Source organism: Flavobacterium chuncheonense (assembly GCF_042686145.1).
GTDB classification, from domain to species: Bacteria; Bacteroidota; Bacteroidia; order Flavobacteriales; family Flavobacteriaceae; genus Flavobacterium; species Flavobacterium chuncheonense.
Genome location: NZ_JBHUPC010000013.1, coordinates 427,434 through 448,903 on the forward strand (window position 1 = coordinate 427,434; position 21,470 = coordinate 448,903).

General features: G+C 31.3%; 20 protein-coding genes. 18 read left to right on the plus strand and 2 right to left on the minus strand.

Going from position 1 to position 21,470, the window contains the following annotated elements; genetic code table 11:
* Positions 1–4: 4 nt before the first annotated feature.
* Positions 5–2,128 (plus strand): Tex family protein, encoded by a 2,124-nt coding sequence (locus ACFS5J_RS09410; RefSeq protein WP_379811868.1) that lies wholly within the window; start codon positions 5–7, stop codon positions 2,126–2,128.
* Positions 2,129–2,191: 63 nt separating this feature from the next.
* Here ACFS5J_RS09410 and ACFS5J_RS09415 read toward each other — a convergent pair whose 3' ends face one another.
* Positions 2,192–2,398 (minus strand): Sec-independent protein translocase subunit TatA/TatB, encoded by a 207-nt coding sequence (locus ACFS5J_RS09415; protein ID WP_379811869.1) that lies wholly within the window; start codon positions 2,396–2,398, stop codon positions 2,192–2,194.
* Positions 2,399–2,526: 128 nt separating this feature from the next.
* On the opposite strand from ACFS5J_RS09415, the gene ACFS5J_RS09420 reads away from it, so the two are divergent.
* The 15 genes from ACFS5J_RS09420 to ACFS5J_RS09490 are packed head-to-tail and all read left to right on the plus strand — an operon-like array spanning position 2,527 to position 18,583.
* Positions 2,527–3,396 carry a murein hydrolase activator EnvC family protein gene (locus tag ACFS5J_RS09420; RefSeq protein ID WP_379811870.1) on the plus strand — a complete coding sequence of 290 codons (870 nt, stop codon included), beginning with the start codon at positions 2,527–2,529 and terminating at the stop codon, positions 3,394–3,396.
* Positions 3,396–4,886, plus strand: coding sequence for a GH3 family domain-containing protein (locus ACFS5J_RS09425; RefSeq protein WP_379811871.1), 1,491 nt, complete (start codon positions 3,396–3,398; stop codon positions 4,884–4,886). Before ACFS5J_RS09420 ends, ACFS5J_RS09425 begins: the two co-directional genes overlap by 1 nt.
* A gap of 37 nt (positions 4,887–4,923) precedes the next feature.
* A complete protein-coding gene (locus tag ACFS5J_RS09430; protein WP_379811872.1) occupies positions 4,924–6,624 on the plus strand; it encodes a DUF6909 family protein in 1,701 nt (566 codons plus the stop codon).
* The gene (locus tag ACFS5J_RS09435; RefSeq protein WP_379811873.1) at positions 6,621–7,595 is read left to right on the plus strand and encodes a hypothetical protein; all 975 of its coding nucleotides are present in this window, start codon (positions 6,621–6,623) and stop codon (positions 7,593–7,595) included. The genes ACFS5J_RS09430 and ACFS5J_RS09435 overlap by 4 nt, the downstream gene beginning before the upstream one ends.
* A 1-nt stretch (position 7,596) precedes the next feature.
* A complete protein-coding gene (rfbB, locus tag ACFS5J_RS09440) occupies positions 7,597–8,610 on the plus strand; it encodes a dTDP-glucose 4,6-dehydratase (RefSeq protein ID WP_379811875.1) in 1,014 nt (337 codons plus the stop codon).
* Positions 8,611–8,656: 46 nt separating this feature from the next.
* The gene (gene rfbA / locus ACFS5J_RS09445) at positions 8,657–9,517 is read left to right on the plus strand and encodes a glucose-1-phosphate thymidylyltransferase RfbA (protein ID WP_379811876.1); all 861 of its coding nucleotides are present in this window, start codon (positions 8,657–8,659) and stop codon (positions 9,515–9,517) included.
* Between the two features lies 1 nt (position 9,518).
* On the plus strand, positions 9,519–10,070 hold the full coding sequence (rfbC, locus tag ACFS5J_RS09450) for a dTDP-4-dehydrorhamnose 3,5-epimerase (RefSeq protein ID WP_379811878.1): 552 nt from the start codon (positions 9,519–9,521) through the stop codon (positions 10,068–10,070).
* Entirely contained in the window at positions 10,064–10,981 is a 918-nt protein-coding gene (gene rfbD / locus ACFS5J_RS09455; protein ID WP_379811879.1) for a dTDP-4-dehydrorhamnose reductase, read from the plus strand. Before rfbC ends, rfbD begins: the two co-directional genes overlap by 7 nt.
* 2 nt (positions 10,982–10,983) lie before the next feature.
* The gene (locus ACFS5J_RS09460; protein ID WP_379811881.1) at positions 10,984–12,090 is read left to right on the plus strand and encodes an acyloxyacyl hydrolase; all 1,107 of its coding nucleotides are present in this window, start codon (positions 10,984–10,986) and stop codon (positions 12,088–12,090) included.
* The gene (locus tag ACFS5J_RS09465) at positions 12,090–12,824 is read left to right on the plus strand and encodes a head GIN domain-containing protein (RefSeq protein WP_379811882.1); all 735 of its coding nucleotides are present in this window, start codon (positions 12,090–12,092) and stop codon (positions 12,822–12,824) included. Before ACFS5J_RS09460 ends, ACFS5J_RS09465 begins: the two co-directional genes overlap by 1 nt.
* Positions 12,825–12,826: 2 nt before the next feature.
* Positions 12,827–14,140 (plus strand): lipopolysaccharide biosynthesis protein, encoded by a 1,314-nt coding sequence (locus tag ACFS5J_RS09470; protein ID WP_379811883.1) that lies wholly within the window; start codon positions 12,827–12,829, stop codon positions 14,138–14,140.
* A gap of 4 nt (positions 14,141–14,144) precedes the next feature.
* Positions 14,145–15,254 carry a non-hydrolyzing UDP-N-acetylglucosamine 2-epimerase gene (gene wecB / locus ACFS5J_RS09475; RefSeq protein WP_379811884.1) on the plus strand — a complete coding sequence of 370 codons (1,110 nt, stop codon included), beginning with the start codon at positions 14,145–14,147 and terminating at the stop codon, positions 15,252–15,254.
* Positions 15,255–16,271, plus strand: a complete 1,017-nt coding sequence (locus ACFS5J_RS09480; protein WP_379811885.1) for a hypothetical protein — start codon at positions 15,255–15,257, stop codon at positions 16,269–16,271.
* Positions 16,258–17,313 carry a hypothetical protein gene (locus ACFS5J_RS09485; protein ID WP_379811886.1) on the plus strand — a complete coding sequence of 352 codons (1,056 nt, stop codon included), beginning with the start codon at positions 16,258–16,260 and terminating at the stop codon, positions 17,311–17,313. The genes ACFS5J_RS09480 and ACFS5J_RS09485 overlap by 14 nt, the downstream gene beginning before the upstream one ends.
* A complete protein-coding gene (locus ACFS5J_RS09490; protein WP_379811887.1) occupies positions 17,285–18,583 on the plus strand; it encodes an O-antigen ligase family protein in 1,299 nt (432 codons plus the stop codon). The genes ACFS5J_RS09485 and ACFS5J_RS09490 overlap by 29 nt, the downstream gene beginning before the upstream one ends.
* Here ACFS5J_RS09490 and ACFS5J_RS09495 read toward each other — a convergent pair.
* Entirely contained in the window at positions 18,531–19,619 is a 1,089-nt protein-coding gene (locus tag ACFS5J_RS09495; RefSeq protein ID WP_379811888.1) for a glycosyltransferase, read from the minus strand. The two genes, ACFS5J_RS09490 and ACFS5J_RS09495, sit on opposite strands and share 53 nt — an antisense overlap.
* A gap of 210 nt (positions 19,620–19,829) precedes the next feature.
* Between ACFS5J_RS09495 and ACFS5J_RS09500 the strand changes: the two genes are divergently transcribed.
* Together ACFS5J_RS09500 and ACFS5J_RS09505 are read left to right on the plus strand one after the other, a co-directional pair.
* Positions 19,830–20,324 (plus strand): DNRLRE domain-containing protein, encoded by a 495-nt coding sequence (locus tag ACFS5J_RS09500; RefSeq protein WP_379811889.1) that lies wholly within the window; start codon positions 19,830–19,832, stop codon positions 20,322–20,324.
* A 162-nt stretch (positions 20,325–20,486) separates the two neighbouring features.
* On the plus strand, positions 20,487–21,470 hold the full coding sequence (locus ACFS5J_RS09505) for a UDP-glucuronic acid decarboxylase family protein (RefSeq protein ID WP_379811890.1): 984 nt from the start codon (positions 20,487–20,489) through the stop codon (positions 21,468–21,470).

Sequence of the window (21,470 nt, forward strand, 5' to 3'; positions counted from 1 at the left end):
CCATATGACCACAATTGCATTTATTCAAAAGCAGGTTGATACCGCTGCAAAAAATATAGAAGCTACACTACAATTATTAGATGAAGATTGTACCATTCCGTTTATTGCCCGTTATCGAAAAGATAAAACAGGAAACCTTGATGAGGTTCAAATTGAAGCCATAGCAAAAGCTAAAAAAGTATACGATGAAATTATAAAACGTAAAGAAAGCATTTTAAAAAGTATTGAAGAACAAAATGCACTTACACCAGAATTACAATCAAAATTAGCAGCAAGTTACGATTTACAAGAATTGGAAGATTTGTACTTGCCATATAAAAAGAAACGTAAAACAAAGGCGGATACAGCACGAGAAAACGGATTGGAACCTTTGGCAAAAATCATTATGGCTCAAAATGCAGATGATGTAGACTATATAGCTACAAAATATTTGAATGATAAAGTTGTGAATGAAGATGAAGCTTTACAAGGAGCTCGCGATATTATAGCCGAATGGATCAACGAAAACATTTACATTCGAAAAAATATAAGACGCATGTTTCAACGTCAAGGCGAGATTACTACAAAAGTAGTTAAAGCTAAAAAGGATGAAGAAGGAGCGCAAAAATTTTCACAATATTTTGATTGGGCTGAACCCTTATACAAAACACCATCGCATCGATTATTAGCCATGTTACGTGCAGAAGCAGAAGGTTATGTTAAACTCAACGTTGCAATTGAAAAGGAGGAAGCATTGTCGTTTATTGAAGAGAATATTATAAAAAATAAAAACAGTACTGCTCAACAACTTGAATTGGCTATAAAAGACAGTTACAAACGTTTGTTAGAACCTGCAATTTCAAATGAAACATTACAAGAAGCAAAAGACAAAGCCGATATAAAAGCTATTGATGTTTTTTCTGAAAATTTACGTCAATTATTGTTAGCTCCACCATTGGGAGAAAAGCGAATTTTAGCCATCGACCCAGGTTTTAGAACCGGTTGTAAAGTGGTATGTTTGGACGAAAAAGGAGATTTACTGAACAATGAAACTATTTATCCACATGCCCCACAAAATGAAACGGCCATGGCTATGAAAAAAATCCGTTCTATGGTAAATGCATATGGTATTGAAGCGATTTCAATTGGTAATGGTACGGCATCTCGCGAAACGGAATTTTTTATAAAAAAAATAGCTTTTGACAAACCCGTTCAAGTATTTGTGGTTTCTGAAGCAGGAGCATCGGTATATTCAGCAAGTAAAATTGCACGAGAAGAATTTCCAAATTACGATGTAACGGTTCGTGGTGCTGTTTCTATTGGAAGACGCCTTTCAGATCCTTTAGCTGAATTGGTAAAGATTGATGCTAAATCTATTGGAGTAGGGCAATACCAACACGATGTCGATCAAACTAAACTGAAAGATGAATTGGATAATACCGTTGTGCGTTGTGTTAACTCTGTCGGTGTGAATATTAATACAGCAAGTAAATCGTTACTGAGTTATGTATCGGGAATTGGAGAAAAAATGGCCGAAAATATAGTAACTTATCGTTCGGAAAATGGACCTTTTGAAGACCGAAAAGAGTTGAAAAAAGTACCACGTTTGGGCGAAAAGGCTTTTCAACAAGCAGCAGCTTTTATTCGTATTCGCGATGGGAAAAATCCATTGGATAATTCTGCAGTACATCCTGAAGCTTATAAAGTAGTGGAAAAAATGGCGAAAGATTTGGGTATTAAAACCAACGAATTGATAGCCAATAAAGAAAAAATCAATCAAATTCAACCGGAAAAATACATTTCAGACGAAATAGGAATTTTAGGTTTGAAAGACATTTTAAAAGAACTGGAAAAACCAGGATTGGATCCGAGAAAATCAGCCAAAGTATTTGAGTTTGATCCAAATGTTCGTTCAATTAAAGATTTGAAAACAGGTATGATTTTGCCAGGAATTGTTAACAACATTACAGCATTTGGTTGTTTTGTGGATGTGGGAATCAAAGAGAGTGGTTTGGTTCATATTTCCCAACTAAAAGAAGGTTTTGTTTCTGATGTAAATGAAGTAGTAAAATTACACCAACATGTTCAGGTAAAAGTTGTTGAGGTAGATGAAGCTCGAAAACGCATTCAACTTTCAATGATTTTGTAAGTAAAAGAAAAAGCCCAAATTTAATAGTAAATTTGGGCTTTTTTTTATAAGTGAAAGAATAAACTACTCTTTAGTTTCGTTATTTTCTTTTTTAGAATTTTTATTTTCTTCTTCGTCTTTCATAGCGTTTTTAAATTCTTTAACGCCACCACCAAGACCTTTCATCAATTCTGGAATTTTTTTACCACCAAAAAGTAATAAAACGGCTAAACCAATAATTACCCATGAACCTGGTCCAATTGCGCCTAAAAATATTGCTAATGCATTCATGATATATCAAATTAATACTGCAAAGATAAAAAGAAATTTACAAACGATACTTTTTTAACGAATTATTATAATGAATCAAGGCAAGCTCTTGGGGTAATTATTATATTTGTGGTAATAATTACAGTAAAATGGCGAGTAAAAAGCAAAAAAGAAAACTATTAATCCGTAAACTTTTTAGTAAAAGAAGGTTAGTAATTCTTAACGAAGAAACTTTTGAAGAGACTTTTTCATTAAAGCTAAGACTAATGAACGTTTTTGTTTTAGTGACCGTATCTGCTATTTTCTTAATTGGTGTAACAACTTATATCATTGCTTTTACTCCATTACGGGAATATATTCCGGGTTATGCGTCTACAAAACTGAAGCAACAAGCCATGGATTTGGCTATTAAATCAGATTCACTAGAAAATGCAGTTCGTTTGAATAATGCATATATTACTTCTATTAAAAAAGTACTAACTGGGGATTTAGAATACGCCAAATTGAATAAGGATTCGCTTTTGGTTGCAGAAAAGCAAGTAGTTGATGATTCAAGTCTTGAAGCTTCTAATGCAGAAAAGGCTCTGCGTGATAAGGTAGCACAAGATGACAAGTTTAATGTATTTGAATCGGCGAAACCAAAAGTTAATTTCGTTCCTTTTTCTCCTGCACAAGGAAAAATTATCAAAGGATATAGTGTAAAAGACAAGCATTTGGCGGTAAAATTATCGCTGATGAATAACACACCAATTAAAGCTATTGCCGCTGGAACTATTGTTTTTGCAGATTGGACACCTTCACAAGGATATGTAGTTATTGTTCGCCATCAAGATGCCGTTTTATCGGTTTATAAAAATGCTGGCTCTATAACTAAAAAACAAGGAGATACCGTTAAGTCGGGTGAAGTAATTGCAATTGCAGGAAATGAATCAGGTAGTACTTCGGGGGTTACACTTCATTTTGAATTGTGGAAAGATGGTTTCCCAATTGACCCAACCCAATTTATCAATTTCGAATAATGACATCAATAAAAGCTATTGCAGCAAAACTTTTCGCTAAATACATCCATAATGAAACTCAAAAATGGGCTAATAACCCTATTGAATCCCAACAACGTGTTTTTGAAGATTTAATTCAAGTTGCCAAAAGTACTCAGTTTGGAAAAGATCATGATTTTGGTAATATTAAAAACTTTGAAGATTTTGCTAATAAAGTTCCAGTAAGAGATTATGAAGCTTTAAAAAGTTATGTTGATGAGGTGGTAAAAGGAAAAGAAAATATTCTTTGGAAAGGTAAGCCTATTTATTTTGCTAAAACTTCGGGTACAACTTCTGGAGCAAAATACATACCATTAACAAAAGAATCAATGCCTTATCACATTGAAGCAGCTCGAAATGCTATTTTGAGTTATGTTCATGAAACAGGTAAAGCCGACTTTGTTGATGGGAAAATGATTTTTTTACAAGGTAGTCCTATTTTGGAAGAGAAAAACGGCATACAATTGGGTCGTCTTTCAGGTATTGTTGCGCACTATGTGCCTAAATATTTACAGACTAATAGGATGCCAAGCTGGGAAACCAACTGTATTGAAGATTGGGAAACCAAAGTAGATCGAATTGTAGATGAAACCATAAACGAAAATATGGCTGTAATTTCTGGAATTCCTTCTTGGGTACAAATGTATTTTGAAAAATTAAAAGAGCGTACCCATAAACCAGTAGGTGAAATTTTTAAAAATTTCAATTTGTTTATATACGGTGGGGTGAATTACGAACCGTATCGTGCCAAATTTGAAAATTTAATAGGCCGTAAAGTTGATGCAATCGAATTATTTCCTGCCTCCGAAGGTTTCTTTGCATATCAGGATTCACAAAAGGAGAAAGGAATGCTTTTGTTATTGAATTCGGGAATCTTTTATGAATTTATAAAAGCAGATGAATTTTTTACCGAAAATCCAAAACGTTATACTATAGGCGAAGTAGAGTTGGGTATAAATTATGTTTTAATAATCTCTACAAATGCAGGACTTTGGGCTTATAATATTGGCGATACTGTTCAGTTTACGAGTTTAAAACCATACCGAATTATCGTTTCAGGAAGAATCAAACATTATATATCGGCATTTGGGGAACATGTAATTGGAAAAGAAGTGGAGGCCGCTTTACAAGAAGCAATGGAAGGAACAAATGTTAGGGTTAACGAGTTTACAGTTGCACCACAAATTGCACCACAAGCGGGATTGCCATATCATGAATGGTGTATAGAATTTGAAAACGAACCATCAGATATAGCGGAATTTGCGCTTAAAATAGATGCAGCCATGCGTAAGCAAAATGTGTATTACGATGATTTGATTGTAGGTAAAGTATTGCGAACGGTAGTGATAACAAAAGTTGCCAAAAACGGTTTTCAAGAGTATATGAAATCAATAGGTAAACTTGGCGGACAAAACAAATTACCTCGATTAAGCAACGATAGAAAAATTGCTGATTTATTGAAAATACAATAAAAACACTACATTTGTGGGTCATAGACCTTATAAGAACATGAAACAAACTAAGCCTATATCTCGATCCAGAGCCCAGATTTCATCTGCGGCTATCGAGCGTTTGTATATAACCATGCGGCATTTGTTTAATCGTGGTTTTTATAAACCCATGGGAGTTTCTGGGGAAACTCTTCGAGAAGCCTTATTACAGTTGCAACCAGAAATTTACGGTTCAATCAATGAAGAAAAAGTAGAGTTGAACGGTTTATTATATGTAATAGAACGTTTACCAATAGGCATTGAAGAGTGTAGGTATATTAACCTAACTTCAGATGAAGGCTATTCCAATTCGCATTTTAAAGCAATTGTCCCGCCAAAGCGTAGGCGTAATTGCTATCGGATTGATGAAGAACAAATGAATGTTGAAATTACTAGAGGGCGTTCGGATATTTATGATATTTTAACCCATCTTACTTTTATTTTTATTGAATCACATAAAATAAAAGACCGCGTTTTAATGGATGAAGATGGTGCTGTTTCTAGAGATTGGGAAAAGCTGGAATTGGTGGTGCAACTAAAAAAGAAACTTCCTTTAGTTGAACGCGAGAAAGCTATTTCACATGTAGCGAATGTTTTAGGAAGATCTTTTGCTGAGATTCAAAACATTTATGATGATTTTGGCACAACGGAACAACCTGATCGATTTTTACATATTATATATTGGTTAGGAAAATTAGCTATCGAAGAAGTGGTTGTCAATCATAAGCGAACCATTACTTTTAGTCCAATTTTAAGAGAGCGATTAGGGCATCATATTTATGGAGATATCTGGGCGACTAATATCAAAGAAGTTTTATATAAAAACGGATTGATTGAGCGACCAATTCACATTATAAGTGCAAATATGCACAGTGTGATGAATTCTCTTTTTGCTGAGCCAGTTTTAGGAAGTAAATACAAAACATCGTCTTTTTTTCAAGTGTTTGAAGATTTGAGTAAGTCGAACAGTAATGATATTCGAAATAAAGTTCAAGATTATGCTTCAAAACAAGGGATGCTTTTTATACCTGATACATCAGGTACCAATATTGATGTACAAATTTTTGATACAGCAAAATTAGATTTTGATAAAACATTGTTTTCAAAGGCTAATTTTACAAAAGAAAAGCCTGTAATAATCGTTATGGATTATGCTTTTGGAGAGCAAGCCTATGAAACTATTGATGAATTATTAAAGCCGTACAAACTTGAGAAAAAGAGTAGTATTTTCTTAAATGTAGAGTCGGTTTCCATTATGGGGAAAGCTGGAATTCTGGAAGGGGGAAAGGGAGATATTATGATTCCATGTGCACATGTTAATGAAGGGACAGCCGACAATTATCCATTTGAAAATGAACTTTCAAAAGAAATGTTTGAAGGTAATGGTATTGCTGTTTATTCGGGTCCCATGATTACGGTGCTTGGGACATCTTTGCAAAATAGGGACTTATTGAAATTTTTCCACGAATCAACTTGGCAGGCTATAGGATTAGAAATGGAAGGTGCTTATTATCAAAAAGCAATTCAGTCGGCATCAAAAATACGTAAGAGTATTAACCCTAACGTAAAGGTACGCTATGCTTATTATGCATCTGATAATCCATTGGAAACAGGAAGTACATTAGCTTCGGGAGGATTAGGAACAACAGGCGTAAAGCCAACCTATTTGATAACAATAAAAATACTAGAACAAATTTTTAATATAACAAATAACGTATGAGTACAAACACTCAAGATCAAGAAATCGATTTAGGTAAAGTTTTGAGCAAAATAAAAGATTTTTTCAATTCATTTTTTGATGGAATCTTCGATTTATTTTTATTTATAAAACGCAATATAATTGTTATTGCAATCCTATTCATTATTGGAGGAGGAGTTGGTTTTTATATGGACAGAAAAGACTCTGTTTATGAACATACAATTATTGTAAGACCTAATTTTGGAAGTACGGATTACTTATACAACCAAGTAAACTTACTGAATGCAAAAAGAAAGCAGAATGATACGTTGTTTTTTAAAGCAATTGGGCTAAAGAATATTAAAAATTTTAGAGAGATTGAAGTTGAGCCAATAATTGATATTTATAGTTTCATTCAAAATAGTCCCGAGAAGTTTGAATTGTTAAAATTAATGGCAGAGGAAGGAAGTATAAATACTATAATTGAAAATGAAGTAACGGGTAAAAATTATCCCTTTCACGCTGTTAAATTAATTACGTCAAAAGAAACTAAATCAGAAAATACAATTGTTCCAATTTTAAAATTTTTAAACTCTTCTGATTACTTTGAACAGGTAAAACAACAGCAAATTGAAAACATTCAAAATAAAATTTTTACCAATGAGGTTACCATTTCTCAAATTGATAGTTTATTGAATGAGTTTATTAAATCTGTTGGGAATAATAATCAAAAGAGCACTAATTTAATCTACAATAATGAAAATAATCAATTGAATGAATTAATTCAAACCAAAGAAAAGTTGATTACTAATCAGGGACAATTAAAATCGTCTTTAATAGAAGTAGATTCAATTATAAAAGATATTAGTACTACAATTAATATAAAGGACTCGAAGGGATTACATAATAAAATGAAGTTAATCGTACCATTTATTTTAATTGTTTTGTTTTTCATTTTTTCTGGTTTACGATTATTTTATAAAAAACAAATACAAAAAAGAGAGTTAGCATAATATGAAGACAGTTTTAGTAACAGGAGGAGCAGGTTTTATAGGTTCTAACTTTGTACCTTATTTTATAGAAAACAACCCAGATTATCATTTGGTCAATTTAGATTTATTGACTTATGCAGGAAATTTGGATAACGTAAAAGAGGTTCAAGGTCACGAGCGTTATACTTTTGTAAAGGGAGATATTTGCGATGGTTCCTTTGTTAAAGATTTATTTGATCAATATCAATTTCATGATGTAATACATTTTGCAGCAGAAAGCCATGTTGATAACTCCATATCTGGTCCGGAGGCTTTTATTAAAACGAATGTTTTGGGTACTTTTAACCTTTTAGATGCCGCACGTAAATTGTGGATGAATGGACCTAATGATTATAAAGAGGACTTTAAAGCTGCTAGATTTCACCATGTATCTACAGATGAGGTATATGGAACATTAGGAGAAACAGGTTTATTTGAAGAAACTACGCCATATGCGCCTAATAGTCCTTATTCAGCATCAAAAGCGGGTTCTGACATGATTGTACGTAGTTATTTTCATACTTACGGGATGAATGTTGTAACAACTAATTGTTCGAATAATTATGGACCTAAGCAACATGATGAAAAGTTAATACCAACGATTATTCGTAAAGCAATATCGGGTGAAAATATTCCTATCTATGGGGATGGTAAAAACGTAAGAGATTGGTTGTACGTATTAGACCATTGCAAAGGAATTGAATTGGCATTCAAGTCGGGTATTGCTGGTGAAACTTATAATATAGGTGGCAGAAACGAACGTAATAATTTGTATATAGTGGATACTATTTGTGAAATTTTAAATCAAAGAATTCCATTAACTTCTGGTAGATATCAAGATTTAATTACGTTTGTAAAAGACAGACCAGGACATGACTTACGTTATGCAATCGATGCAACAAAAATAGAAAATGAATTGGGATGGAAAGCCGATGAAAATTTTGAAACAGGGATTCAAAAAACAGTAGATTGGTATTTAAAAAAATGGAATAAATAAGAATAGGTTGTAATTTTTTAGCAAAACAACCACTATTTTAAATATAATGAAAGGAATAATCTTAGCAGGAGGATCAGGAACACGTTTACATCCGTTAACATTAGCAGTCAGTAAGCAATTGATGCCGATATATGATAAACCAATGATTTACTACCCATTGTCAACGTTGATGTGGGCAGGAATCAAAGAAATATTAATTATTTCAACACCGCATGATTTACCCTTATTCCAACAACTTTTAGGAGATGGAACAAAATTAGGTTGTCGATTTGAGTATGCGGTTCAAGAGCATCCTAATGGACTAGCAGAAGCATTTATCATAGGAAAAGAATTCATAGGGAATGATAAAGTTGCTTTGATTTTAGGCGATAACATTTTTTATGGAACTGGTTTAGCAGAATTATTACAGGCTAATAATGATCCTAAAGGCGGTATTATTTATGCTTATCATGTACACGATCCAGAGCGCTATGGTGTAGTTGATTTTGACAAGCAAGGTAATGTCCTTTCTATTGAAGAGAAACCATTAGAACCGAAATCCAATTTTGCTGTTCCAGGTATTTATTTTTATGATAATTCTGTAGTGGAAATTGCGGCTAATATCCAACCAAGTCCAAGAGGTGAACTGGAAATTACCGATGTAAATAAAGAATATTTAAAACGCGGCAATCTTAAAGTGAGTATTTTGGATAGAGGTACTGCTTGGTTAGATACCGGAACATTTCAATCGTTAATGCAAGCTGGACAGTTTGTTGAAGTAATTGAAGAACGTCAAGGATTGAAAATCGGAGCTATTGAAGAGGCGGCTTATAAAATGGGTTATATTGATGCGGAACAATTGAAGAATTTAGCAGAACCATTGTTAAAAAGCGGATATGGTAAACACTTAATGGGTTTATTGAACTAAGATGAAATTTACAGAGACAAAATTAAAAGGCTGTTTTATTTTAGAACCTACCATTTTTAAGGATGAGCGCGGTTATTTCATGGAGAGTTTCAATGAAAGAACTTTTCAACAAGGGGTTAATCATGACGTTCATTTTGTTCAAGATAATCAATCTTTTTCTACTAAAGGAGTTTTAAGGGGACTTCATTATCAGTGTGGTGAACATGCACAAGCGAAGTTGGTTCGTGTATTACAAGGAGAGGTTTTAGACGTAGCAGTAGACATCCGTCCCGAATCGGAAACCTATGGTCAGTATGAATCGGTATTATTATCAGCGGAAAATCAGAAGCAATTTTTTGTACCAAGAGGATTTGCACATGGTTTTTTAGTATTGAGTGAAACGGCAACTTTCTTTTACAAATGCGATAATTTCTACAATAAAGAGAGTGAAGGTGGATTAATTTATAACGACCCAGCTCTCGCAATTGATTGGAATTTGCCTTCCACTGACCTTATTATATCCGAGAAAGATCAAATATTGCCAACTCTGGAAAACGCAAAGAAGATATGGTAGTTTTAGTTTCAGGAGCAAGAGGACAATTAGGACAAGCTTTACAATTCATTTCAGGTAATTATCCTGAAGTGAATTTTGTTTTTTGTGATTCTTCCCAATTGGATATTACCAATTTTGAACAATGTGAGGCAGTTTTTAATACTTATAAGCCTAATTTTTGTATAAATGCAGCCGCTTATACGGCTGTAGATAAAGCAGAAAGTGAGCCCGATAAAGCGTTTGATATTAATACGAATGGAGCTCAAAATTTAGCAGAAGTATGTAAAGCACATCAAACAGTTTTAATACACGTTTCAACAGATTTTGTATTTGATGCTTATTATGCAAACGGAATTGCTTATTACGATAGGGAAAAGCGTTTACCATTGAAAAGTACGTTTGGGCTTTTAGAAACAGATGTCCCTTTCCCAAGCGGCGTTTATGGTTTAACCAAACTACAAGGTGAGCAAGCTATCCAAAGCACATGGAATAAGCATTTTATTGTTCGCACTTCTTGGGTTTATTCAGAATTTGCTAATAATTTCATGAAAACAATGTTACGTTTGGCTGCAGATCGCGATTCATTGTCAGTAGTTGCAGATCAAATAGGTACACCTACTTATGCCATTGAATTAGCAAAAGTATTGATGACAATTGTAATGGCACAAAGTACCGATATGAATAATGATACCAAGTATGGTATTTATAATTTTAGTAATGAAGGACAGTGTTCGTGGTATGAATTTGCCGCAGCAATTTTTGAGCTAAGCAATATTAAAATTGATTTACAACCGATACCTTCTTCAGCATATCCAACACCTGCCAAAAGACCAGCATATAGTGTTTTAGATAAAACGAAAATAAAGGACAATTTTGGTGTAGAAGTTCAAGATTGGAAGCAAAGTTTAGCCAATTGTTTAGCGAAATTATAAGAATGAATAAGATTTGGAATTGGGCTTTGCTATTGCTTACTTTATTTTCTTTTGCACAAGAAAAGAATAAAAAGGCAACGTATTTAGATGCTCAAATTTTCAGAGGTAATATCATAAAACACGCCGATTATGTGGGGCATCTTATTACAGGGCATCCAGATGGTTTTATGGTAAGTTACAACTGGAAAACTTCCGGACTTAAAGAATGGGAACTAGTTTATGATTACCCCGATTATGGGATATCCTATCACTATATTGATTTTAAAAATCAATATTTGGGAGTAAATCATGCTATTGGGGTACATTACAATTTTTATTTTTTAAAACGAAACTTGATGTTTCGAATTTCACAGGGAATTGGTATAACCTCTAATCCTTATGATAAAGAAACAAATAATAAAAACAACGCCTTTGGAACAAGAGTAATGGATAATACTTACTTTATGTTACAATACAAGCGGGAGAATATTTTAGGACGATTAGGCTTGCAAGCAGGACTTATGCTCGATCATTTTTCAAACGGCAGGTTCAAAGCGCCTAATAGTGGTATTAATACGATTGCTTTTAATCTTGGATTGAATTACAATTTTGATGATGCAATTCTAGTAAAACAGGGCAGTTTACCTTATCCTAAAACGTATCGAGAGCGTATAAAATATAATTTTGCTTTTCGAACTGGAATTTCTGAGGGACCTGTTCCGGGATTGGGACAACGACAGTTTTATCATCTCGGATTGTATGCCGATAAGCGCATAGGAAGAAAGAGCGCTTTACAATTGGGTACAGATGTTTTCTTTTCACGTTATTTAAAAGATTATATTCAGTTTTCATCAGTTGTTTTTCCAAAAGAGCATAAAGATTATACGGAGCCAGATGTTGATTATAAACGAGTAGGGCTTTTTATAGGTCATGAATTGTTTATCAATAAATTGTCGATAGAAACACAATTGGGGTATTATGTTTATAAACCCTTTAATTATGAAACCGATATTTACCAGCGGTTAGGGGCAAAATACTATCTTTATAAAAATTTATTCATAGGCTTGGGGTTAAAAACTCACGGAGGAAGAGCAGAAGCGATTGAAGCAACCTTAGGTATCCGATTGTAATGAAACACACACTTTATATATTGTTAATAGTGTTTACTGCAAGTTGTGGTATATCAGAGGATTGTTTAAAAGGTAATGGTAATCCAGTAACTATAACGTTTCCATTTGAAGGGTTTAGTAAAGTGAAAGTATACTCAAAAATTGCGTTGGTTGTTAAACAAGGTGATACATATGAAGTGAAGGTAGAAACACGCGATAATATTAGAGATGAAATTGAAGTAGTACTTGAGGGGGATTTATTAAAAGTAAAAGATATTTCTACCTGTAATATTGCGAGAGATTATGGAGTAACAACAGTTTATGTTACAGCTCCAAATATTAAGGAAATATACAGTAAAACAGAACAAAATATTAAAAGCGATGGCGTATTACGTTATCCTGAATTACGTGTTTTATCAATAGATGATGAAGAAGGGGCTGGTACGGGTGACTTTTATTTAGATGTAAATAATGAATATCTGTACATTGAAAGCAACAGTGTGTCCAACTTTTATTGTAATGGGGAAGCTAACAAAATGGTGGTTTTCTTTTCATGGGGTGATGGCATTTTTTATGGTAGCAATTTGCAAGTACAAACTATAGACGTTTTTCATAGAGGTAGTAATGAAATGATAGTATATCCGGTAGAAAGTTTAACTGGAGCAATTTATGGTACTGGAAATGTAGTTTTGAAGAATAACCCAGTATCAATTGATGTAAATCAATTATTTACAGGTAGTCTTATTTATAATTAATTTTGGAAAAAATAAAAAAACTTATAGCTAAAGTAAATTCGAATACATTAATAAAGCAAAGTATTATAACTTTGATTTTGCGTGTTTTTGGTGTCATAACGCTTTTTGGCTTTACTCTATTTTTAACACATAATTATAGTCCTAAAATAGTAGGGCAATACGATTTTACACGAACTTTTTTATTATTAGTTGGGAGTATTGCTTTATTAGGAACAGATCAATCTGTTTTATTTTTTGCTGGAAAGTTAAGAGCACTAAATTCATTTTCTGTTTTAAAGAAGCTATATATAAATAATTTGAAAATATTATTTATGACTTCTTTATGTTTATTATTATTATTTCTACTAGTAGATAAAAATTTTGTAGATAGTTTTTTTAATGATTCATCTACATACAACATCATTTATAAGTGTGTTTTTCTTTTATTTTTTAATGTGTTAACACTTTATAATACTGAATTCATAAGAGCTTTAGGAGATGTTTATTTGTCTGAACTTTTTAGAAATACATTTAAATATTTTCCTGTTTTTATAGGGTCAATTTTACTCACTTTTCAAGGAAATCCAGAATGTTTAATAGATTTTTTCATATATGGTTTTTTCTTTTTAGCAATTATAACCTTGATTATAATTTTAATTAAGTTAGTTAAAATAGAAGGTGAACATTTAGATTTTTGTAATGAAGTAAATCAAGTAAAAATCATTAAGTCTTCATATTCTATGGGTATAAGTAGTTTGATTTTTTTCTTGTTACTCAGTGTAGATGTTTTTTTATTGAAAAGGTACTTTGGAGACGCTGTTGTGGCTTATTATTCGTTAGCAATTAAATTAATGACGTTTATGAGTATGGTTATTATTTCTTTCGGTATTAATGCTTCAACCAAGATAGCCGAGCTTTATGAGTTAAAAAAAGTAGAAGAATTAACCGTGGTTATAAAGAGAAGTAATAAACTTATTTTTATAATTAATTTTATAGGTGGAGTGATATTGATTTTATTTAGTGAAACCATTTTAAAAATATTTGGAGCGGATTATATTTTAGCAGATTCAGCTCTAAGATTGCTAGTTTTATCTCAAATTATAGCATCTTTTTTTGGAGTGATACCATTGTATATGAATATGACCAATAAACAAGTGGTTTTTAAAAGAATAATGTTTTTAGCGTTATTTATAAATATTATTTTAAACATATTTTTGATTCCAAGATATGAAATGCTTGGTGCTGCATTTAGTTATTCAATTTCTAATGTTTTTTGGGTATTATTATGTGTAATATATGTTTATAATAGAGATAAAATTAAGGTAAGTGTATTTTAAAAAGATGGAAAGAGTTTTAGTTTGTTTTGGGACAAGACCAGAGGCTATAAAAATGGCAGTTTTAGTAAAAAAAATGCAAGAATACAATTTCGTTGTTTCGGTATGTGTGACTGCTCAACACAGAGAAATGTTAGATCAAGTATTACAATTGTTTGATATAAAGCCAGATTATGACTTAAATTTAATGAGTCCTAATCAAACCTTAAATACCATTAGTAGCAAAATTTTTTCAGAAATGGATAAGGTATTAGATGATTTTAAACCAGATCTTGTTCTTGTCCATGGGGATACTACAACTGCATCAATATGTGCTTGGTCAGCGTTTAATAAACAAATAAAAATTGGACATGTCGAAGCAGGTTTAAGAACTTATAATAAATACTCTCCGTTTCCCGAAGAATTAAATAGACAAATTATTGGTAGAATTGCTGATTTTCATTTTTCACCAACAATAACTTCTAAAGAGAATTTACTAAAAGAAGGAATACATGATTCTTCAATTGTAGTAACTGGAAATACCGTTATAGATTCATTATTTTGGACTTTAGAAAATATTGATGAAACAAAAAATAAGAAAATAGTAGAACTAAAAGACCTTATTGACTTTGATAAGAGAATAGTTTTAGTAACAGGTCATAGAAGAGAGAATTTTGGTGACGGAATTCAAAACATTTGTCAATCGTTACTTAAAATTTCAAATATAGATAATACAGAAATTGTTTTTCCAGTTCATTTAAACCCAAATATAAAAGAACCAGTGCTTGATATTCTTTCGCATAAAAAGAATATAAAACTTATTGAACCTTTGGATTATGAGTCTTTTATTTGGCTTATGAAAAAGGCTTATTTAATAATAACAGATTCAGGTGGAATTCAAGAAGAAGCACCATCATTAGGAAAACCTGTTTTAGTAACGCGGGATACTACAGAAAGACCAGAGGCATTACAAGCAGGAACCGTTAAATTGGTTGGTTCAAATGCGGATAAAATTTTTAATGAAGCAGCACAGTTGTTACAAGACAGCAATAAATTTGATAAAATGTCAAATGCACATAACCCTTATGGCGATGGTGATGCATGTACTAAGATTGTAGATTTTTTAATTAAAAAATAAATGAAAATAATTTTCTATATTCCAGACAATGCAAAGAATGATGCAACTTTATATTATGTAGAGTTAGTAAAAAAGGCTTTTGAAAAATTAAATTTTGTTGTTGAAGAATTTACAAATACTAATTTTGAGTTTAATAAAAATGATTATTTTTTTACGATAAGAAGTAGGGATTTTGTAAAGATTTTTTTTAAAACTTTTTCATTAAATATTATTCATTGGTACCAAGGGATAGGTCCTGAAGAATATCTTCTTATCAATAAAGGTTGTTTAAAAGCCAGATTTATTAGTTTTTTATTTACAATATTAGAGTTTTTTATTTTTAGAATTGCTTTTTTAAATTTCTATGTATCTGAAAGCATGAAGAATTTTTTAGAGAAGAAATATAAAAAAAGAAAAAAAAACTATGGAATAATTCCTTGTTATAATAAAAAATTAAATGAAATCTATTTTTGTGAAAATGTTAAAATTAAAAATAGTTTTGTATATGCAGGTTCACTTTTTGGATGGCAATGTTACGAGCAAACAATAAAACTATATTCAGAGATAGAGAAAAAAATTGAAGAACCCTCTTTAACCATTCTAACTAAAGATATAGTGGAAGCTGAGGAAATGGTAAAAAAGTATAAATTAAAGGATTGCAAAATTTATTATGTCCCGTTAAATGATTTAGATAAAGAGTTAAGTAAATTTCAATTTGGATTTTTATTAAGAGAAAATATTAATATTAATAACGTTTCTACTCCAACAAAAATGAATTCATATCTTTCATCAGGGATTATTCCGATATATTCTGATGTCATACATGCATTTAAATCAAATATTGATCTAGGGGAATTTAATATGAGTTTAGATAAATTAGAAAATTTTGATTTTTTAATTCAAAAGATAATAGATATTGAGATTGATTATGAAAAGTTTTATGAGGTTTGTAAAATTATTTTTGATAAATATTATAATGATGAGATTAATGTGTGTTTAATCAAAGAGGCTTTTGAAGGCACTTATGAAAATAAATAAAAACATATTTTACTTCTACGCATTTATTGGGATAATTCTGGTATTGGGTGTCATATTTCCTTTTGTGTTGCCCCAAAATTTTTTTAATGATGCCTATGTTATTGTAGAAGATAGGTTTAATGAAATAGGTTTAATTGGGAGTTATCCTTTTACCATGTCTTTTTATAAGTATACTGGGTTAAAATATTTACCGTTCAGTATAATAGCGCTTATTCAGTTGCCAATATTGTATTACTTGTTGCGAAAAATTGGGATACCCAAAGACTTTCATATGGTAACGGTTAAAAACCTATTGGTTTATCTTGCTCTTTTGATGATTGCCATTTTTATAGGGATGCCATCAAAAGAGTTTATAACATTTATTTTCATTTGGTATTTTGTTTTTATTTTTCTTAATCATAAGAAGAGTATTTCCAAAAAAATAAGAATAGGAATTCTTTTGTTTTTAATTTTCAGCTTCATTTTCAGACCATATTTTATTTTCATACCAGTTATAGCTATTGGTATGAATTTATTGAGCAAAGTTAATATTAAGGATAAAGTTGTATCGAGTGTTTTTACTGGATTGACTATTATGGTTTTTATGTCTATTAGTTATGGCATTGTAAAAGGGAAACATTTTTCACAGCAAACAAGAGAGGAGTTAAACGAGGAAAGAGGAATGGTGGATGCCAATTCTATGCTAACATCACCTATCGAACCAAATACTTGGTACGGGGAAACAGTAAGTATTGTTTATGGTTTCTTTTCGGTAAATTTACCTGTCAACGGGTTAAAGCACTTTTTGAAACCTCAAATTTTAGTATTTATAGTTTGGCAGTTTTTTCTTTTCTATATTCTTTTGGTTCGTTTTTACAGTTTAATAAAGCATAAAAAAGAATTATCTGCAGAATATTGGTTGATGCTTTTCCTTTTTGCATACTTCATAATCCAAGGTGTATTTGAACCCGATTTAGGATCTGCTGTGAGACATAAAATAGGTGTTTTTCCTTTAATTTATTATTTACTTTACTATGAAGATTTCAGAAGGGAAGTTCAATAAAATATATAATTTTTTATTACTAGTTGTTTCATTAGCATTGCCATTTGGAAAGTTAAGCAATTTGGCAATTATTCTATTTGTTTTGTTTAATCTTTTGTTTTTCAAACAACCGGTATTGAATAAGAAAATCTGGAAAATAGCTTTACTAATGCTCATTCCGTTACTATTAGAAACACTGTTTTTTTGGAATAACGATGCGTTCGCAAAAGGCATAAAATCATTGTTAAAATACATCTCGTTATTAGCGTTTACTTTTTTTATAATCGGGCATTATAAACGCGTAAAAGTAAATCAGCTATTAAGGCGTTATGCAATAAGCATGACATTAATTCTATTGTCTCTTGAAATTAGATTCGTTATTTTCTTTCAACAATACATACAAAAGTATTTGAATGGTATCGACTTGTGGGAAGTAGGTTATGTGTTTACACAATCGTTTAAAGTTCATGCTCCTGCAATAAATTTGCAATTGGTTTTTGTAGCTTGTGTAAATCTATATTTCTTAATTCAATCGTTTATTCAAAAAAGCGCACTGCAAATTAAATTAATAAATCTTGGTCTAGTTTTTATTGCAACTATACATGTAATGGTTGTAAATACTAGAGTCTCATTGGTATGCCTTATACTATGTTTTATTTTTATGATTTTTTATGAAGTTAAAAAGCAAATCAACTTAAAGAAGGCTTTGTTGGGTACTTTTGGGATTTTGTTGTTGCTTTCAGTTATAACTACTATTACGGTCTATAGTAATCCTTTTATGATCGAAAAGTATACAACCTTTACTTTTTCAAATTTAGATAAAGTAGGGAAACTAGACGAAATGGAGCATCCTGAAATATATGCCTTTAATGGATTGGTAAATCGATTATCAATTTGGAAATCTGCTTTGGAATTGGCCAATGAAAATTGGTTGACAGGGGTTGGTGCTTCTGACGCAAATAAAGATTTAATCCAATATTTTAAAGACACAAATCAGAACTTCCTAGCCAAATATGAATTTGCTACCCATAATCAATACCTAAACTATTATTTAAAGTTCGGTTTTATGGGGCTTATCCTAACATTTTGTTATGTTTTTGGTCAGTTTTACTTAGGCGTTACTTTAAAAAATGGATTGATAATAGCTTTTGCGCTCTTATTCACAATTTCAAATTTAACTGATGATTTTTTAAATCGTTTCGATGGAATAGGCTTTAGTGGATTTTTCTATTCAATCTTTATTGTTTTGCATTTGAAATGGCATTCAGATAAATTGATTTCATCTGATTAAAATTGGTTGTAGTATTGAAAAGGGTTTTACAACGCTTAAGTCCATTTTTTCCCATTTCATTTCTTGTTCTCTCATCTTCTAATTTTTTGAATTGGATGTCAAGTTCATCAATAGAATTGAATAAATAACCATTTTCGTTATGGACAATAATATCTTTGTTTCCGATAATATTCGTTGCTACCAAGGGTTTTTCAAGAGCCATAGCTTCTAAAAGAGCGATTGGTAAACCTTCCCACAATGAGGTCTGTAAATATACGTCGATAGAATTAAGACGACTCATTACTTCTACTTGATCTAATGACCATCCTGTAACAGTGATGTTTGGCGCAGTTAGTTGACTTTTTAAGTCTCCATCTCCAATCCAAATAAAATTGTATTTTGGAAATCGTAAAGCAATTGCATTAAATAACTCTGGATTTCGTGCTGTTGTTATTCTAGCTAAAATTCCTATGGTTAATTTTGAATTCGATACTGACTTCTTAAATGAACTTATTTTGTCAACGAAAATTCCATTTCGTACAAGCATACTTTTTCCGATTTTTTGTGCAATTTCATATTCGGTATCACCACAAGCAAGGGTTGTTCCGCCAAATATTTTTTGAATGTATTTTTCAATAAAGTAAAACACTTTCTTTTTAGAATTGGAAAATTCTTTGCTTAAAAACGAATAACCATGAGGGGTATAGAAAACGCTATATTTTGGAACAACATTTGAAGCTGCTATTCTTCCCAAAACACTCGCTTTTGAAGAATGAAGGTGTACTATGTCCGGGTTGTATTTTTTTAATAGTTTGCGGAGCTTTAAAATGGATTTATAGTCTTGAAGTGGATTTAATTTTCGACACATATCCACTTCTACAAGTTCAACATTATGACAGGTAATCAACTCTAAATTTTTAGGATCAATTTCTTTTCTATTCTTGCTGTAAAAAATAATAGTTTTTATATCATTTTCTTTAGAAAAGTGTAAGGTTAAATCTTTAAAATAACTATAAACACCACCACCAAGCGCCTCTATAATATGTATTACAATCAAAATTTATTATGGTTAATTACAAATCGATGTAAATATAAGCTATAATGAAATATTTACATACATTTGTTATAAATTTATATTAAAATGGTAGTAAGATTTTCCTTTTATTTGTTATTCTTTTTAACATTATTATCTTGTAATAAAAATGCTAGTAAAGAGACTTCAGCATCAAAAATTAAGGTTTTTTATGCAGAAAAGAATGAATGTTATATGTTAAACTCAGTCTATCCCAACGAATCTGTACGATGGGATAGGGTTATAGCTTGTTTAAATAAGAATGGAGACAACATTGCTGAGTCTTCATTTGTTATGAATTTTTCTACAGAAAATTTTTTAATGAAGCATGAAATTGACTCTGCTTTTGTGGTTTTAAAGCCTTACAGTGAAGAAAACATAGGTGACAATAGGATGTCAGTTTTTTTATTAAAGGAAAAGTTCAGTACGGTTAATAACTGGAACAATAAACCAATTGTTAATTCAGAATTTTATGCAGTTTCTAAGTCAGTACCTTCTACAGAAGAGAACAAGGTTAGGATAGATGTGTCAAATTTAGTAAAGTATCAATCTAAAAATTATAAATTTAATTTACCTCTAATTTTTGATTTATATAATGATAACTTGACAGAGACGACTTTTGCAAGTTTTTATTCTACTAATGTAGATATTGATGAAGTTAAGCCAAAACTCGAAGTTTATTATAAATAATTATTTTTTTTGTTATAAAAATAGATTGTTATAAAAAATTAAGAACATTGTTTTTGTATTTCTATTGATAAGCTTATTTTTGAAAGAATCATTTTAAAACGCTAGATAGGACAGATTTTACAGTTTGTCAGGGATTATCGTTTTAAAAAATCGTAAAGAATCATGAAAAGAATTTTAATTACCGGGGCGGCGGGATTCTTAGGTTCACATTTGTGTGATCGTTTTATTGCAGAGGGATATTATGTGATTGGGATGGATAATCTCATTACTGGTGATTTAAAAAATTTAGAGCATTTATTCAAACATAAAGATTTTGAATTTTACCATCATGATATTACAAAGTTTGTGCACGTACCTGGTAAACTAGATTATATTCTTCATTTTGCTTCCCCAGCAAGTCCAATTGATTATTTAAAGATACCGATTCAAACTTTAAAAGTAGGTTCATTAGGTACTCATAATTTATTAGGATTAGCACGTGTAAAAAAAGCAAGAATTCTTATTGCTTCTACTTCAGAAGTATATGGTGATCCATTAGTACATCCTCAAACAGAAGAATATTATGGTAATGTGAATACCATTGGACCACGCGGAGTTTATGATGAAGCAAAACGCTTTCAAGAGTCTATAACGATGGCGTATCATACGTTTCATGGAGTTGAAACGCGTATTGTTAGAATTTTCAATACTTACGGTCCTAGAATGCGATTGAATGATGGACGTGTTATTCCTGCATTCATAGGGCAAGCGTTGAGAGGTGAAGATTTAACAGTTTTTGGTGATGGAAGTCAAACCCGTTCGTTTTGTTATGTTGATGATCAAGTAGAAGGAATTTTCAGGCTTTTGCATTCTGATTATCATCTGCCGATAAATATCGGAAATCCCGATGAAATTACCATTAAAGATTTTGCGGAAGAAATTATCAAACTAACCGGAACAAATCAAAAGATATGTTATAGAGATTTACCAGTAAATGATCCTTTACAGCGTCAGCCAGATATTACTAAAGCAAAAGAAATTTTAGGTTGGGAACCTAAAGTAGATAGAGCAGAGGGGATGCATTTAACCTATGAATATTTTAAGTCGCTTTCAAAAGAGGATTTGGATAAAGAAGAACATAAAAATTTCACTAATTATATTTACTAA

Excerpts from the sequence above, each read along its gene's own strand:
- ACFS5J_RS09500 (WP_379811889.1), top strand. The coding sequence starts at position 19,830 with ATGTTAAACTCAGTCTATCCCAACGAATCTGTACGATGGGATAGGGTT.
- ACFS5J_RS09425 (WP_379811871.1), top strand. The coding sequence starts at position 3,396 with ATGACATCAATAAAAGCTATTGCAGCAAAACTTTTCGCTAAATACATC.
- ACFS5J_RS09480 (WP_379811885.1), top strand. The coding sequence starts at position 15,255 with ATGAAAATAATTTTCTATATTCCAGACAATGCAAAGAATGATGCAACT.
- ACFS5J_RS09465 (WP_379811882.1), top strand. The coding sequence starts at position 12,090 with ATGAAACACACACTTTATATATTGTTAATAGTGTTTACTGCAAGTTGT.
- rfbC (WP_379811878.1), top strand. The coding sequence starts at position 9,519 with ATGAAATTTACAGAGACAAAATTAAAAGGCTGTTTTATTTTAGAACCT.
- rfbA (WP_379811876.1), top strand. The coding sequence starts at position 8,657 with ATGAAAGGAATAATCTTAGCAGGAGGATCAGGAACACGTTTACATCCG.
- ACFS5J_RS09485 (WP_379811886.1), top strand. The coding sequence starts at position 16,258 with ATGAAAATAAATAAAAACATATTTTACTTCTACGCATTTATTGGGATA.
- ACFS5J_RS09460 (WP_379811881.1), top strand. The coding sequence starts at position 10,984 with ATGAATAAGATTTGGAATTGGGCTTTGCTATTGCTTACTTTATTTTCT.
- ACFS5J_RS09505 (WP_379811890.1), top strand. The coding sequence starts at position 20,487 with ATGAAAAGAATTTTAATTACCGGGGCGGCGGGATTCTTAGGTTCACAT.
- ACFS5J_RS09420 (WP_379811870.1), top strand. The coding sequence starts at position 2,527 with ATGGCGAGTAAAAAGCAAAAAAGAAAACTATTAATCCGTAAACTTTTT.
- wecB (WP_379811884.1), top strand. The coding sequence starts at position 14,145 with ATGGAAAGAGTTTTAGTTTGTTTTGGGACAAGACCAGAGGCTATAAAA.
- ACFS5J_RS09415 (WP_379811869.1), bottom strand. The coding sequence starts at position 2,398 with ATGAATGCATTAGCAATATTTTTAGGCGCAATTGGACCAGGTTCATGG.
- rfbB (WP_379811875.1), top strand. The coding sequence starts at position 7,597 with ATGAAGACAGTTTTAGTAACAGGAGGAGCAGGTTTTATAGGTTCTAAC.
- ACFS5J_RS09435 (WP_379811873.1), top strand. The coding sequence starts at position 6,621 with ATGAGTACAAACACTCAAGATCAAGAAATCGATTTAGGTAAAGTTTTG.
- ACFS5J_RS09490 (WP_379811887.1), top strand. The coding sequence starts at position 17,285 with ATGAAGATTTCAGAAGGGAAGTTCAATAAAATATATAATTTTTTATTA.
- ACFS5J_RS09430 (WP_379811872.1), top strand. The coding sequence starts at position 4,924 with ATGAAACAAACTAAGCCTATATCTCGATCCAGAGCCCAGATTTCATCT.
- rfbD (WP_379811879.1), top strand. The coding sequence starts at position 10,064 with ATGGTAGTTTTAGTTTCAGGAGCAAGAGGACAATTAGGACAAGCTTTA.
- ACFS5J_RS09410 (WP_379811868.1), top strand. The coding sequence starts at position 5 with ATGACCACAATTGCATTTATTCAAAAGCAGGTTGATACCGCTGCAAAA.